General features: G+C 55.2%; 20 protein-coding genes. 11 read left to right on the forward strand and 9 right to left on the reverse strand.

Translation table 11 applies throughout. The features are described 5' to 3' along the window. Positions 1–4: 4 nt before the first annotated feature. The 4 genes from DYY88_RS19450 to DYY88_RS19465 form a co-directional block, all read right to left on the reverse strand. Positions 5–388 (reverse strand): DUF5615 family PIN-like protein, encoded by a 384-nt coding sequence (locus tag DYY88_RS19450; RefSeq protein WP_039725506.1) that lies wholly within the window; start codon positions 386–388, stop codon positions 5–7. Continuing rightward, positions 385–612, reverse strand: a complete 228-nt coding sequence (locus DYY88_RS19455) for a DUF433 domain-containing protein (protein WP_039725507.1) — start codon at positions 610–612, stop codon at positions 385–387. The genes DYY88_RS19450 and DYY88_RS19455 overlap by 4 nt, the downstream gene beginning before the upstream one ends. Before the next feature lie 262 nt (positions 613–874). Further along, entirely contained in the window at positions 875–1,027 is a 153-nt protein-coding gene (locus DYY88_RS19460) for a hypothetical protein (RefSeq protein ID WP_201278930.1), read from the reverse strand. A gap of 66 nt (positions 1,028–1,093) precedes the next feature. Next, complete coding sequence (locus DYY88_RS19465; protein ID WP_236146302.1) at positions 1,094–1,384, reverse strand: hypothetical protein; 291 nt, start codon at positions 1,382–1,384, stop codon at positions 1,094–1,096. Positions 1,385–1,587: 203 nt separating this feature from the next. Between DYY88_RS19465 and DYY88_RS19470 the strand changes: the two genes are divergently transcribed. From DYY88_RS19470 to DYY88_RS19480, 3 genes are all read left to right on the forward strand, one after another. Then, positions 1,588–2,115 carry a DUF3592 domain-containing protein gene (locus DYY88_RS19470; protein ID WP_039725508.1) on the forward strand — a complete coding sequence of 176 codons (528 nt, stop codon included), beginning with the start codon at positions 1,588–1,590 and terminating at the stop codon, positions 2,113–2,115. 394 nt (positions 2,116–2,509) lie between these two features. After that, positions 2,510–3,142: a glutathione S-transferase family protein gene (locus DYY88_RS19475; protein WP_039725509.1), complete on the forward strand. Its 633-nt coding sequence runs from the start codon at positions 2,510–2,512 to the stop codon at positions 3,140–3,142. A 126-nt stretch (positions 3,143–3,268) separates the two neighbouring features. Next, positions 3,269–4,150, forward strand: coding sequence for a class I SAM-dependent methyltransferase (locus DYY88_RS19480; RefSeq protein WP_039725510.1), 882 nt, complete (start codon positions 3,269–3,271; stop codon positions 4,148–4,150). A gap of 17 nt (positions 4,151–4,167) precedes the next feature. Here the strand turns inward: DYY88_RS19480 and DYY88_RS19485 are convergent, their stop codons facing one another. Then, a complete protein-coding gene (locus DYY88_RS19485; RefSeq protein ID WP_201278931.1) occupies positions 4,168–5,016 on the reverse strand; it encodes a GNAT family N-acetyltransferase in 849 nt (282 codons plus the stop codon). A gap of 58 nt (positions 5,017–5,074) precedes the next feature. On the opposite strand from DYY88_RS19485, the gene puuE reads away from it, so the two are divergent. From puuE to DYY88_RS19500, 3 genes are all read left to right on the forward strand, one after another. Beyond that, positions 5,075–5,983, forward strand: a complete 909-nt coding sequence (puuE, locus tag DYY88_RS19490; RefSeq protein ID WP_039725512.1) for an allantoinase PuuE — start codon at positions 5,075–5,077, stop codon at positions 5,981–5,983. 113 nt (positions 5,984–6,096) lie between these two features. Then, entirely contained in the window at positions 6,097–6,504 is a 408-nt protein-coding gene (locus DYY88_RS19495) for a hypothetical protein (protein WP_052288237.1), read from the forward strand. A gap of 316 nt (positions 6,505–6,820) precedes the next feature. Beyond that, positions 6,821–7,102: a DUF3253 domain-containing protein gene (locus DYY88_RS19500; protein WP_044150987.1), complete on the forward strand. Its 282-nt coding sequence runs from the start codon at positions 6,821–6,823 to the stop codon at positions 7,100–7,102. Here the strand turns inward: DYY88_RS19500 and DYY88_RS19505 are convergent. Then, complete coding sequence (locus tag DYY88_RS19505) at positions 7,061–7,618, reverse strand: hypothetical protein (RefSeq protein WP_039725513.1); 558 nt, start codon at positions 7,616–7,618, stop codon at positions 7,061–7,063. The genes DYY88_RS19500 and DYY88_RS19505 overlap by 42 nt on opposite strands. A 201-nt stretch (positions 7,619–7,819) precedes the next feature. On the opposite strand from DYY88_RS19505, the gene DYY88_RS19510 reads away from it, so the two are divergent. After that, positions 7,820–8,284: a rhodanese-like domain-containing protein gene (locus DYY88_RS19510; RefSeq protein WP_052288238.1), complete on the forward strand. Its 465-nt coding sequence runs from the start codon at positions 7,820–7,822 to the stop codon at positions 8,282–8,284. A gap of 67 nt (positions 8,285–8,351) precedes the next feature. After that, positions 8,352–9,626 (forward strand): cyclic nucleotide-binding domain-containing protein, encoded by a 1,275-nt coding sequence (locus DYY88_RS19515; RefSeq protein WP_039725514.1) that lies wholly within the window; start codon positions 8,352–8,354, stop codon positions 9,624–9,626. Here the strand turns inward: DYY88_RS19515 and DYY88_RS19520 are convergent. Both DYY88_RS19520 and bioU read right to left on the reverse strand, forming a co-directional pair. Further along, positions 9,623–10,603 (reverse strand): cation diffusion facilitator family transporter, encoded by a 981-nt coding sequence (locus DYY88_RS19520; protein WP_039725515.1) that lies wholly within the window; start codon positions 10,601–10,603, stop codon positions 9,623–9,625. The two genes, DYY88_RS19515 and DYY88_RS19520, sit on opposite strands and share 4 nt — an antisense overlap. A gap of 118 nt (positions 10,604–10,721) precedes the next feature. Continuing rightward, a complete protein-coding gene (bioU, locus tag DYY88_RS19525) occupies positions 10,722–11,732 on the reverse strand; it encodes a (S)-8-amino-7-oxononanoate synthase BioU (RefSeq protein ID WP_039725516.1) in 1,011 nt (336 codons plus the stop codon). Between the two features lie 386 nt (positions 11,733–12,118). On the opposite strand from bioU, the gene DYY88_RS19530 reads away from it, so the two are divergent. From DYY88_RS19530 to DYY88_RS19540, 3 genes are read left to right on the forward strand one after another with little or no spacing between them, the layout of a single operon-like run. Continuing rightward, positions 12,119–12,337: a DUF2997 domain-containing protein gene (locus tag DYY88_RS19530; RefSeq protein WP_039725517.1), complete on the forward strand. Its 219-nt coding sequence runs from the start codon at positions 12,119–12,121 to the stop codon at positions 12,335–12,337. Between the two features lie 27 nt (positions 12,338–12,364). Continuing rightward, positions 12,365–12,754, forward strand: coding sequence for a DUF1257 domain-containing protein (locus tag DYY88_RS19535; protein ID WP_039725518.1), 390 nt, complete (start codon positions 12,365–12,367; stop codon positions 12,752–12,754). Between the two features lie 20 nt (positions 12,755–12,774). After that, on the forward strand, positions 12,775–13,269 hold the full coding sequence (locus tag DYY88_RS19540; RefSeq protein ID WP_039725519.1) for a ferredoxin: 495 nt from the start codon (positions 12,775–12,777) through the stop codon (positions 13,267–13,269). Between the two features lie 168 nt (positions 13,270–13,437). Here the strand turns inward: DYY88_RS19540 and DYY88_RS19545 are convergent, their stop codons facing one another. After that, a complete protein-coding gene (locus tag DYY88_RS19545; RefSeq protein WP_084607194.1) occupies positions 13,438–14,169 on the reverse strand; it encodes an exosortase-dependent surface protein XDP2 in 732 nt (243 codons plus the stop codon). Between the last annotated feature and the right edge of the window lie 215 nt (positions 14,170–14,384).

Genomic DNA, 14,384 nt, shown 5'->3' on the forward strand with positions numbered 1-14,384 from the left:
AAAATCACCGTTCTCGAACTTCACCAATGGGTAAAGAACGAACTCGAATTCTGGCTTGTTCGATGACGACGATACTGCCCTCTTCTAGAGCGGGTGTTACTGTCGGTAAGTTTTTCAAGAGTAGAGCTAGCTGGCGTTGCGGGCTGCGTTCTGAGCCGCGACGAAAGAGGAGTACTGAAGGGTACCGGGTTTGTCTTTGAGAAAGTAATGTGCCAAAGTCGGTGTCGGCTGACAAGACCGCACGATCTTCTGAAGCGGCGCGATCGAAAATTGCGCTGTCGGCTGCTGCCTGCATATCGTAATCGCGAACGTGAACAGCGTCATACCCGGCGTCGCACAGTCCTGCCGCAATCAGAGGCGACAAGGCGTTATCGACCAGATATTTCATGCTGATAAGAGTGGCAATTCGCGTTCTTGAACGGCTTGCGCGGCGTAGCGTAGCGCCTCATAAAGGTCTTGAGGCTCCAGGTCGGGGTAAGCCGCCAAGATATCGTCTGGCTGCATGGCTTCGGCAAACATCCCGACAACGGTAGCGACAGGAATGCGTAAGCCTCTGATGCAAGGAACTCCGCTCATTTGGTCAGGGTTGACGGTAATGCGGGTAAACCTCATTCTTGCCCTCCTGGTAGGTTTAGCTGTTGACCTTAATCCCAGTATCTCAAATGTTGAATCTATGGGTGACTCGGCAGGAAGTATCCGCGCAGCCCGGTTACCATTGCGATTAACAACGACTCTTGTTTTCGATGCTACCCATAATCCAAATTCAACTGAACTTACCCGAAAGTGCCTTCTTTGCCTGGGGGGACCAAATTCTCACCCATATTCCTGCTTGATTAGGGCTACTGGGTTTCCCTGACTCACCCAGCCTACGGCGCTACGGCGATGTGCAATCGCACTCATTAATCACATGATCAACCTCATGGGGCACCAACACGGCGATTTCCGGCATTAGGTAATATTCACAGGTATTTTGGGCGCGATCGCGAACGAGTTGCCGCAGCGCTACCGAGATGTAAGTCTTGCTCATGCTTAAGACGCTTGCAAATTGAGCAAAGCCTTAGCCTTAGCCATTCTCACCAAATGCTCGACATACTCAGTACTGCTGCCACCAACGCTCTTCTGCCGGTGTTAACCCAACCGTCTGATTTTTTTCCAATAACTGGGTCACTTGCTGCTGTAGTGCGGCTGATGGTTGCAAGGCCAAAATTTCCTCAGCAGACGGCAAACTGGCTAACACCTCTAACACCTCTGCCAATCCAGAAAAACCAGACTGCCCTTGGGCCGTCCATTCCCGCAAGCCCAGTTCTAGAATTTCTGGCAGCTTGTCTTGTAACGAATGCAGCCGCAATGCCAAATCATCTGGAATATCAACCCTAATTTGCATAGTCAAGCGTTAGAACAACCAAGGATATTCCCAATCTTAGACCAATCATCTTTTTCGCCCGGTGCGAACGCGAAGGGAGTGGGAGGGACGATTTTCTCTCAGAGTAGCGGCGAATTTTGGATTGTGGTCTGCAGATTAAGTGCGGTTCTGGGACGAGCTGGATAAAATAAGGCGGCATTCCTGTCCTGGTTGAGCAAACTGCCATGACCACCCCAAACCCTGTCACCCCCGGCCAATACCGCATCGTTGCGGGCTTTGCCGGATTCCTCATCCTCATTGGTGCTGCCCTCAGCATCTTTGGCGTCTTCTTTCTCAAAACCGCCTTCGCCAGTTACGGCTGGCCCAGCGCCTCTGGCACCGTCCAGGCGATTACCGCCCCGCTATATCGCTCTGAATACAATGGCAGCCGCCGCACCTACGTGTATGAGGTGACCTATGGGTATGAGGTGAATGCGATTGCCTATACGGGCGATCGCTACTCCCTGGGCGAAGGCTCCACCGCGAGTCGACCGTACGACACCGCTCGCGAAGCGGAGCAGGCGGGCCTCGAAGCGTATCCCCTCGGCAGCGCCATCACCGTCTACTACGATCCGCAGAGCCCCACCGAAGCCGTGCTCAAACGCGGCCCGAATGTTGGCACCTATGCGCCGCTGATCATGGGGCTGTTCTTTTTGCCCTGTGGGGTCCTGTTCCTCAAAGTGTTGCCCCAGCTCAAGCAACCCGCAGGCTAATGGCCGTTCTCTACAAGCACGCTACGAATTGGCTGAGAGAGCTAGCGGGCTAGGGAGGCAGCGGGGCCAGTATCGGTATAGCAATCCGCAGTCAGGTGCCGAGAGCCCAAGCTTTTACAGAATGCGCATTTAATCTAAGTGTGGACAGCCGTCTCGGCTGTCCCGGAGCAGGCCATATGCCTGCCCGACAAGCCCCTGTTTTTCTGTCAAAGAGATAAACAGAGCTATCTGCACAACGCTATATCAAGGGTGGGGGGCAGTTTGCCAGTCATCGGCTGCATGGGGGACTCATGGAATTTGTCGGGGTTTCTCAGCATTTCGTCAGCTAGGGAAGCGGGTTTCGATCTAACTTGAAGTGTCAACCGATGACATGTAAACATTTCCCTTAGACCCTATGCCACAAATTACCGTTCACGGCCCCGCCCTCAGCACCTACGTGCGGACAACGCGCATGATTTTGGAGGAAACCAATACCCCTTACGAACTCAAGCCCGTCGACATTTTGAGCGGCGAGCAAAATGCCCCCGAATATTTGGCAAAACATCCCTTTGGCAAAGTGCCGACGCTGGAAGTTGATGGTCAATATTTGTATGAAACCTGCGCGATCGCTGAGTACCTCGACGCTGCGGTCAACAACGGTGGCTTTACCCCCGACGACCTGATGACCCAAGCCCGCATGCGGCAAATCATGGCGATCGTCGATAGCTATTTGTATGGTCCTGCCATCAGCACCATTACCATTCAACGGTTGATCGTGCCCAGCCAAGGCGGCGAAACGGATACCGCCGCCGTCGAAGCCGCCATCCCCAAAGTGCAAACCGCGTTGAAAGCGATTGAAGCGATCGCCACCTGCTCGCCGTATCTGCTGGGCGACACCGTCACCCTGGCGGATTTGTATCTCTTGCCCGTCGTGTTCTACCTTTCCAATACCCCCGATTGGGAGGCCGTCATCAGCGAGACGCCCCAGCTCAAAACCTGGTGGGACACCGCGAGCCAGCTCCCCAGCTTTCGGCAGGTGCTGAAGTAGGTTGATTGGGCGATCGCGCTCCCGGTTGCTCTGACTAAATGTTTGCTCAACCGTTAAATTAAGGGGGCGATTTGCTGCTGCCCCAGCGTCGCCCCGGCCCGGTCGCTTACTCAACCTAGACAAACGATGGAAACTCAAAGCCAAAGCCTCTTTGAACAATTTCTGGCCCCCCTCTTTGGGTCGTTGATCGACAAAGAGGCACTGCTGCGGTTGCGGAACAGCATTGACTGGGAGGCGGAAATGGCCGCGATCGCGCATCCTCAGGTCACCTATCCCGACTATTACCAAACCAGCCAGTTTCACGGGGTCAAAAACGGCTACCTCAATATCGACGCCGCCATTACCTACGACCCCATCACCCAATATGTGCTGCCCCCGAGCGAGACTTGGGTCCGCGAAAGCTTGGTACATGCCATCCAAGGAAGTCCCCGCCGCATTTTGGATCTGGGTTGCGGTACCGGGACGACGACGCTGATGCTTAAACGGCGCTTTCCTCAAGCCAAAGTCGTGGGGCTGGATCTGTCGCCCCAGATGCTGATCATGGCCCAGCGCAAAGCCCAAGCGGCAGGACTCGACATTACGTTTCGGCACGGCGACGCGATGCAGACGGGCCTCGATGCCACGTCATTTGATGCGGTGTGCGCCACCCTGCTGTTTCACGAAACGCCCCCGACCGTTGCCAAGGCAGTTTTGCGAGAGAGTTTTCGACTGCTGCGTCCGGGTGGGCAAATGCTGGTGCTCGATGGCAATCAAGCAACTCTGCGCCAATTAGATTGGCTGAGCAACATTTTTGAGGAGCCGTTCATTCGTGAGTATCGGCAGGGCAATTTGGATGCTTGGTTAGGCTACGCCGGGTTTACCACCGTCCGCACCCAAAATGTGTTTATGCTGAATCAGCTCAGCACCGCCCGCAAACCCCTGCCGGTGACCGATCCTGCCACTACAGCCAATCAGTGGGTCGTACCACAAGAAGCTGACGGTGGTCCAGTGCCCGTGCCCACCGCTTGAGGGGAGCGATCGCGCCCTCAACCCAGTTCAAAGGTGGTGACGCCAAAGATGCGCTCAGTTGGCAATTGGGGAGGCTCCGGCAAATACATCCGCGCCGTTTCAAACATGCTGGTCAATCCGTAGCGTTGGGCTAGCGCCACCGCCGCCTCATTCACTTCCGGCACATCCAGGTAAAAGGGCTGTCCCGCAGGTACGTGAGCGATGAAGTGTTGAAAGAGGGTATCGGCGATCGCAGGCGTATCGGCAAACAGCGGGCCAATTTTGTAGCCTTGCCGACAGGGTCGCAGCATCCCGTAGCCCAAGATGGCTTGGTCTTGAACGTATGCGACAGCGGTGCTGTCCGGTTGAGCGAGCCAACCCTGCAAAAAAGCCGTGCGATCGTCGGGGAAAAAAGGGCGATCGTAGGCCAGCACCTGAGCGAAATCGAGGGAAGCGATCGAGACTACCGCCGGATCGGCAGGGGCGATCGCCGTCCCCCTCTGCCCTTCATAGCGAATGTTGCGATAGGCCAGTTGAAATCCCGATTTGAGATAGTTGCTTTGTTGATCCACAACACCATCGAGTCCCACGGTGCGCCCTTCCAGAGTCGCCAAGCCCGCTTGCCAGAGCTGCCAGCCGTAGCCTCGCCCTCGAAACTCCGGTCGCACAATGTAAAAGCCTAGAAACCCAAACGTCGAGCCATATTTCACCACTGAGATGGCCGCGATCGGTTCCTCCTCCAGCCATCCCATAAGAAAACCGCTGGCATCGGCTGCATAAAAGCAGTCCGCATCCTGCAGTCCCGGATTCCAGCCTTCGGCCGCGGCCCAATCAATAGCCACCGCCAAATCGGCGCGGGTCATCGGTTTGATGGTGTAATTTGACATACGCTGTTCGCTCATTCCGCACTACAGTTTTGAAAAACGCTCAAAGGATAAGCGCCCCATGACTGCTGCCTACCCCCGTGATCTCATCGGCTACGGCCAAACGCCGCCCCATCCCCACTGGCCCAACGACGCGCGGCTTGCCCTTCAGTTTGTCATCAATTATGAGGAAGGGGGCGAAAACTGTATTTTGCACGGGGATGCGGCTTCCGAAGCCTTTTTGTCGGAAATTATTGGGGCGCAACCGCTGCTGGGCGTACGCCACATCAATATGGAATCAATGTATGAGTACGGCAGTCGGGCGGGCTTTTGGCGGCTACATCGCCTCTTTACCCAGCGGCAACTGCCCGTCACCGTGTATGCCGTGGCGATGGCCCTGGAGCGCAATCCCGACGCGGGCAAGGCAATGATCGAGGCCAGCTGGGAAGTGGCCAGCCATGGCTATCGGTGGATCGATTATCAATACGTCAGCGCCGACACCGAGCGGGAACACATTCGCAAAGCGATTGAGATTCAAACTCAGGTGATTGGCAGTCGGCCTTTGGGCTTTTATCAGGGCCGTATGAGTCCCAATACTCGCCGATTGGTGATGGAAGAAGGCGGCTTTCTCTATGACGCCGACAGCTACGCCGATGATTTGCCGTACTGGGTCGGGGGCAGCGATCGCCCCCACCTGGTCATTCCCTACACGCTGGACAACAACGATATGCGCTTTGCCACCGCCCAGGGGTTCAACTCGGGCGAGCAGTTTTTCACCTATCTCAAAGACGCCTTTGACCTGCTCTACGCCGAAGGTGAAACCGCCCCCAAAATGATGAGCGTGGGCCTGCACTGTCGTCTCTCGGGGCGGCCGGGACGCGCCGCTGCCCTGGCTCGCTTTCTCGACTATGTGCAGAGTCATGAGCAGGTGTGGATTTGTCGTCGGGTCGATATTGCCCGCCACTGGCACGAGCACCACGCGATCGCTTAGCCCGGTAGCACCATGTCCCAGAGCAGACTCATGGCCCGGCTTAAAGCATTTTGATCAATCCCGGCAGCTCGAGCTAGTCGGGATACAGTAAGGCTGATCGATGGAGAAAACCGATGAGCAAAAATCTGATGCGGCCGATCGCGATCGGGCTGGGGTGTATAGCGGCTTTGGTCACCCTCCTCTGGGGATGGCATAGCCGCGCGGCAATGGTGCCAGTCCCCCAGTCCGCCGTTGATGAGGTCGTCGTCGCCACCGCCCCAGCGCCACCGCGCCTGGTCACCGAAATCCTCAACAGCGAGCCAATTGCGGTGTTGTATATGACTCGCGCCGACGATGAGGTACTGGTGCGCTGTTATCCCGGCTATGTGCCGGTGGTTAGCTACCGCGCTATGGGATCGAACCCAGACGCCGACACCGGCCCCCAAGAAGGGGTTCTGCGCTGTGTCATGCCTTCTCGCTTGCCCCAAATTGAGCCTGCGCCCTCATCACCAGAAAGCGACGCTCTCCCCAATATGGAATGATCGGGGTATTTGCCGCCTCGAAAGCTGATCACAGCATCAGGCGAACAGCCACTTATCCCCATCGTCCATGACGCTATCGCGACACCCCCCGCAATCAAAAGGGGCGCTCTCTGCGGTGTTAGGGACCGGGTGCCTATTCGACTCAGCCGCCAAACTTCAATCATCATCAAGGCACCCGGTCCCTGGCAAGGTCTATTTTTAGAGTCATTCTCTGTTATCTGCAATGACTTGCCATCGATTCAGCCCCCTCAATCCCCCAGGTTTGGGGGATTGAGGGGGCAAGTGCAGCATTTGAAATCGCAACCGAGGAGCTCCGATGGCGCTGTCTGAACAGCAAATTCAGGATTGTCTCATGCAACTGGTGCGCGATCGCGGGCCCGAGAAAACGATCTGCCCTTCCGAAGTTGCCCGGGCGCTCAGCGCCGATGATTGGCGATCGCTCATGCCGCAAGTCCGCACAGTGGGGATGGCCTTAGCGCAAGCGGGGGCGATCGCCGTGACTCAAAAAGGTCAGGTGGTCGATCCACAAACGGCCAAAGGGCCAATTCGTTATCGGCTACTCCACCACGAGCAGACCGATCGCCGCGCCCAGTCCTAAACCTGCCAAACAGATCACCGCCAACAGCAGACTCGTTCGCCATCGGTTAGAAAATGGCAATAAGCGATCGCCCGTCTCCGCCGCGATAATGCCACTCATGGCCGGTACCAAAATCGCGAGAAAACCCACCCGCAGCACTTCAAAGGCGGTACTTTGGACGTCTACATCCTCCAGGTTGGCCGTGCCGACAAATCCCATTGAGACGCCCAAGGCCACGGCCACCAGCCCCGCCCCTAAAATGGCGACTAACGCCAGCGCATTGGCCGACCACCACCGAAACCGCCCCAGCGCTTTAGGGCCAGCCAGCGCGATCGCCTGCAACACCACCCCACCCACCGCGAGATACCAAATCCAGACCGGCGCAGGAAATGCCATCAATAGCAGCCCAATCGACAGGTGCAACAGTAGCACCACCGCTAGCCAGCCCCAGGGAAAACGTCCCTTCCCCTGAGCAGCTTGGTAACGAAAACGCCGCCAACCTCGCGGTTTGGGAGGTTGACGCGGAGAAGAAGCCATATCTTTTAAGGTTTATGTTCTAAGCAACGACAACATCACTCGCAAGCCATTCTTCAACCAGACAGACGATACCTCGACCCCACAGCGAACGTGGACCGTGTAACCGATCCAGTTTGAAGAATGCCGATCCTGTGTACTCAGACTACCCTCATCTAGACGGTCTAAGCTGAGACTCAGTATACAAGTTGACTGATCCCCAGCATGAAGTCTTTTCCGATGTCTGCCCAACCGCCCCGTGATGGGCGACCGCGCTGGCCCATAGGCGTGATTCTAGCCGCGCTGGCCTTGCTGACAATATTGGCCGTGACTCAGGTGCACGGGGCGGCCTCACAGCCGATCTCGGCGATCGCCCTGCACCAACGGTTAGAGACAGAGACCGCGCCCCTCGTGTTAGATGTGCGATCGCCCGCCGAATATGCCGCCGGTCACATTCCCGGCGCGCGCAACCTCCCCTATCAAACGATCCCGGAGCATTTAACGACCCTGTCCGCATTTCGCGACAGTGAGATTGTGGTGTATTGCGAGGTCGGCGTCCGCGCCAGCATTGCCCAAAATCTGTTAGAGCAGGCTGGGTTTACTCAAGTTCAGCCGTTGGCCGGCGATCTGCGAGGATGGCGCGAAGCCGCTTTACCGCTGGCGACCCAGAATCTGGAAAATACTCCATAAATTCATTGAAAAGAATGTCTAAATCACTGCCTGCGGGTTTATCGTATGCTTGTGAGCTGTTGCGACTATGCCCTTAGAAGCATTATTTCAGGGACTTTTAGGTGCCTCTAGCCTCTTAATTGGGGCAGTGTTGGGTATCTGCTGGAAGCCAGGCCGAGTAATCACAGCGGCGATTATGGCCTTCGGCAGCGGTACTCTATTGGCGGCGATCGCCTTCGACATTACCCAACCCGTGTTCGAGAATGCGGGGTTCCTGCCCCTGTTGGTGGGATTCGTTTTAGGCGGCACCTTCTTTACCCTCATCATCAACTACATCGACGATCGCGGCGGCTTTATCCGGCACCCGTCCTCGTCCCGGCGGTTTTTCTACCACCACCGCCAAGAAGAAACCTCCGAAGTGCTCGACGAAATCGCCCACGTCGAGATGCTCCACAATCTTTCCCCCTCTGAAGTGCAGGCCATCATTCCCCTGCTGAAGCCGTTGACGGTAGAACCCGGCACCACCCTGTGCGAAGAAGGCACCCCCGGCGATGCCATGTTCATCATTTTGTCGGGCGAAGCCGACATTTACAAAGGGCCGCAGTTGATGGCGCAACTCGGGGCCGGGGAAATGTTTGGCGAAATGGCCCTACTCACAGGCGAAGAGCGATCGGCCAGCGTCATCGCCCGCACCCCGATGAAGCTGTACGAACTCGACAAATCAGACTTCGACGGCATGCTGACGCGATCGCCCCACTTGGCCAGCGGTCTCAGTCGCATTTTGGCCCGCCGTCTGCGAGAGACCACCCAGTCCACCGCCAAAGCCCGCGAAAAATCCGACGGGCAGTGGCGTCAGCAAGTGCTCGACAGCGTCGAAGTCGACTTTCCCCTATCAGAGCAACAGATTCAGCAGTTAGCCAAAAGCTCCGCGCCCCTCGCCATCCTCGTCGGCACCCTGATGGACAACATTCCGGAAGCCCTGGTCATCGGCTTCAACGTGGGCAGCGGACACCTCAGCAGTTCCTTTCTGATGGCCGTCTTCATCTCCAATATTCCCGAAGCTCTCTCTAGCTCCGTCGGGATGCAACAAGCAGGGACCAAAGCCCGCCGCATTCTGACCCTATGGGGGGGAGCCGTGATGCTAAGCGGCCTTACCGCCATGTTGGGCAACTTTTTGAGTACCGTTGCCAATGACTGGGTGTTGGGTACGGCCCAAGCGCTGGCTGGAGGGGCTATCTTAGCCATGCTCTCTAGCACCATGATGCCCGAAGCTTACGAAATGGGCGGCGGCACCGTCACCTATTCCACGATTGCAGGCTTCCTCGTTGGCTTTTGGGTCGTGACGCTGTCAGCGGTGGGCTAGTCCGGCGTATCCGCCATGGAAGGTGTGGCCATAGTTGACGATTCGCCACTCGCCCCGGTGGCTTGGGTGGCTGAGGCCGCTTCGATAAAAATTCGCTTGACTTCTTCGTGATTATCACGAATGTCTTGCTCAATGCGCCGCACAGCCGCCTCAATATCGTCTGCCGAGAGGTCATCGGCAAATTCAATATTCAGCGCCAGCATCACATCTTTGGGTCCCATATGCAGGGTAATGAGCTGCCCTAAACTCGTCACGGCTGGGTCGGCTTGGATAATGGCTTTGATGCTGTCCTGAGTCTCTGGCAGGGCACTTTCGCCAATCAACAAGCCTTTGGTCTCCGAAACCAGCACCATGGCCACCAGAGTCAAAATAATGCCGATGATGATGGAAGCAATGCCGTCATACAGTTCGTTTTGGGTCAACTGGCTCAGGTACACCCCCGCAAAGGCCACGCCTAAACCCAGGAGCGCCGCCGCGTCTTCAAAAATCACAATGAAACTGCTGGGGTCTTTGCTGCGCTTCATCGCCGCCCAGAGATTATCCTGGCGGTGCGGATCTTGCTGGTTGAACTCACGAATGGAGACAGTCAGGGCGGCTCCTTCAAAAATAGCCGCTGTGCCGAGGACGACGTAACTCACTAGGGCATTGGCAGACGGTTCGGGATCTTGAAAACTCTTCACCCCCTCGTAGATGGAGAAGCCGCCCCCCAGCGAAAAAATCAACACGGCAACCACCAGCGACCAAAAGTAGAGCTCCTGGCCGTGGCCCAGGGGATGCAGCTCGTCGGGGCCTTTTTCGCTTTGTTTCAGGCCGTACAACAGCAACACTTCATTCACCGAGTCAACGACCGAGTGAATGCCCTCAGACAACATGGCAGAACTGCCGCTAATGCTGGCGCCGACAAATTTGGCGATCGCGATCGCGAGATTGGCCGCGAGCGCGGCATAAATGGAAACTTTGGAGGCTGACTCGGCCATAGTGGTGATAGTTCTCAAGGCTGACGGACTCTACAGACAAACTGTAACTGTAGATCCGCCATCCTCTCTACTGTCCGATGGACGGGTATGGGCGACCGAGATTAATGCCGACCCGCGATTAGCGGACAAATTGGGGCATCACTTCTGCTGCCGTGTAGAGTCCATGCTGCCCGCGCTGGTGCAAGGTAATCCCCGCCTTAAGATAGCCAAACGCGGGTCCACAGACGTTCGCCGCCATGCTGGTTTCGTCTCCCAAGGTAAAGGTGTGGGTCGAAATCTTGCCCTCAAAGGTGCGTCCCGTGACCTGGACGTTGGTGCTGAGAGGCTTTTTGGAATTCCGCGTATCCACGATGCCGCCCACGGTAACCTGATCGCGATCGCAGATCCCCGCCAGTTCCAGCATCAAGTCATCGGCATGTTCCATATTTTCCAACTGGAGAATGCCGTCAGTGCGATCGAGCAGGGCCGCAACTTCTTCATCGCTCATGGCCCGAGCCGAGTCAACATCGTACTCCGGCATGTGGGCAATGTCTTCGCGAATGGTAGCTCGATAGGCTTCCCAGTTAGCAATACCGACGCCAAAGGTAATCTTGACGCTGTGAATCTCGGTGTAGCTTTGGGCCGCGACTGTCGCCGCGGCGGTCAACAAACCAGGAGTCGCCCCACACCCCGTCATATAGGTGATGCCAGCCGCTTGCAGCTCGTCTCGTAAGGCGTAAATTTGCTCCATCGCGCTGGTGCGCTTCAACGCATCCACCAACACTCCCCGCCAACCCGACGCGATAAATTGTTGCACCACCGAAGCCATGAAGGTGTTGGGCAGGTTCGGCAACGCCAGAAAATAACCTTGTACATTCGGGGCTGCTTGGATCAGATCTGCAATGCTTTGCTGACTCAGCACGCCACCCGACTCGACATAGCCCACCGAGCCGCGATCGCGATACGCCTCAATGCAGGTTTGCGGCTCTAAACCCCGGGCATCGTATACATAGCCTTGCTTATCCGCCGCTGCGACCAATTGCATTTCCGTCTTGGGCATGAGCACTCGCGTCGCGGCTTGACCCAGCCCACCAAACCCGAGCACGCCCACTGCGATCGGAGATTGTGACGCGATTGTTTGAGAATTCATGGCGTTATTCCGTTTACTTCACAGTCCCTCATTATCGGGCGATCGCGCCGCAGTCATTGCGCCAATTTCCCAACCGTCAAACTCCATCACAGCAGGATGTTGCAGCTCGTAAAGATCTGCAAAGTTTTGGCGATCGCGATCCCCTCAAACCCCTAATTTTGCGGTCAGTCATCCTCACGATAGGTTGACGCTGACCAACCAATTACGTAACACTGAACGGTAATTTGAAGTGAATACTCTCGCCGTCAATAATTTGCATTAACATTTGCTATGCGATGGCTGACTGTCCTTCAGAAATGCTTAGTAGGATAAAGTTGTTTTACAACTTTTGCCGGAATGCTCAGTCTCAATGGACTGAATTAATTTTTCACTACCTGAAACGCTGTATGGAAACCTTGGAATTCATCATCTATCCCGACGGTCGCGTCAAGGAGATGGTGACAGGTATCGTCGGTCGCTCTTGTGAGGACGTGACTCGCAAGATTGAGGAGCAGTTGGGTAATGTCGTTAGCCGTGAGCAAACGTCTGACTTTTATGCCCAATCAGCCCATCAAACGTCTACAGTCGATACCCAAAACCGAGCAACTTATAGCGACTGGGGCTAGTTCAACGTTCGTTAACGCACGGATAACATGTCACACTTTAGCCAGATTCGGACTAAAATCCGCAACCTCTCTTCCTTGCAATCGGCTTTGACCGACCTGGGCATTGACTGGAAGTCAGGCCCCTCTCCTGTTCGGGGATATCAAGGCGCTGCTGAAACCGCTGAGGTTGTGATTGAGCAACCTAATGGGTTTGACATTGGTTTCCGCTTAAATCCTGAAACCAAAGATTACGAATTGGTTGCTGATCTGCAGTATTGGCAGCAGCCCCTTTCAGTTGATGGCTTTGTCAACCAAATTACTCAACGCTACGCCTTCCACACAGTGCTCGAAGCAACCAAGCATGAAGGCTTTCAAGTAGCCGAGCAAAAGACCACCGACGACGGTGCCATTCGTCTAGTGGTTCAACGCTGGGCTTAGTTGTTCATCGGGGAAAGCTGATGCCCCCATCTTTTGACGACGCCTTTACAGAAACAGGCGAAGATTTTGTAGCCTCTCCAAGCGGTTTAGAACCAGAGTTAGGCGGCGACCTCAGAGGCGCTGCTGATCGTACTGGGTTTGAACCGGAGCTTGGGGGGGCTTTACGCCAAAAAGGCGTCTACGTAGACGAATTGACGTGCATTGGCTGTTGTCACTGTGCCCACGTCGCGCGCGATACCTTTTATATCGAGCCAGATTATGGTCGGGCGCGGGCCATTCGCCAAGATGGTGATCCTGAAGAGGTCATTCAGGAAGCGATCGACACTTGCCCAGTAGATTGTATTCACTGGGTTGACTACACCGAACTCAAGCAACTAGAAAAAGAACGGCAGCATCAAGTTATTCCGATCGCTGGCTTTCCTGTCGACAAGGCGATGGCCCGTACCGAACAGCGTAAGCGCCAGAAGAGAAGCGATCGCGCTAACGCTCAAAGGCATCGTTCTGACCACTCCTAGCGACAGTTGAATCCTTGCGCCGTTGCATCCGTATTGCTGCCGTCAAAAATAGCCCCTGCCTTGATATTTCAATCAAGGCAGGGGCTATGATTTCTGGTGCTTCCTGTCACGAACAGTAAGTTGACCATTTTGGGTCAACTGTAAAAGCTGACCCATTTTATAAGCGGCTTATGCGGTGGGCTCACCCTTGCGGCGACGGCTAGCAACAAACGCCCCAGCAACTGCAGTCAAGCCCAAAACAGCCGTCGGTTCAGGCACAGTTACACCAGCCACCTTAAAGTCCGGCCCTTGGAAGCTGCTCTTAGAAATGAGAGTAACTTTGGTCACACTTTCACCGAGCTTAATGCCACGGCTGCCGACTTTTTGGCCTACATCATTCTTGGTGCTGATTTCAGTCGTATCGATATTGAAGCCTGCGTAATCAAAAGTCGAGCTGTCAAATACTTGGTCGATACCTCCAGCGACCACTTGAATCCGACTATTCATTCCCCGCTCCCATAACAGCAGGGTATTAAACGCCTTTTCAAACTCAAGCTCGAGGGTGAAATAGCCGTTATCTTCAGTGTCAACGATGTTATTGAGGTTTAACTTACCATTGGCGTCTCTACCTAACGAGGAGACAATGTTTGCGTCGCTAGGGTCTTCTACTGCAATACCGTCAGCATTGTCGCCTCGATCTGAGCTTGCAGCCCCCGTATTACCGCCACTGTAAGGCTTATTCGTGAGACTTGCCCCAGTAACAGCAGAGAAGTCAGAGATATTCGTGCCGTTCTGAGTGGTGATCGACTCCAGGAATATGTTTCCGGTGGGAGGAGTACCGACAAAATTAGTTGTAAACGAAAAGGCGCTGGCGCTACCAGCGGCCATCAATAGAGTGCCAGCAGCGGCACCAACGGTCATCGCGGATTTAGTGAATGAGGAGAACATAGCTCGGTTTCTACTGAGATTGGACATGTTCACAGTATATTTCCTGATTTTGCGACCTATGTGTAAATACGACTGATTTCTCTGTAACTTCATACACATTGCCTAGTGTGTGATGACTTCTTGTTGAGGGTTAGCTTTTTGGTAGGAGTTATTAAGCAATAGCAGCAGCGATCGCTTCAGGACTTCAG

It is taken from the genome of Leptolyngbya iicbica LK (assembly GCF_004212215.1).
Lineage (GTDB): Bacteria > Cyanobacteriota > Cyanobacteriia > Phormidesmidales > Phormidesmidaceae > Halomicronema > Halomicronema iicbica.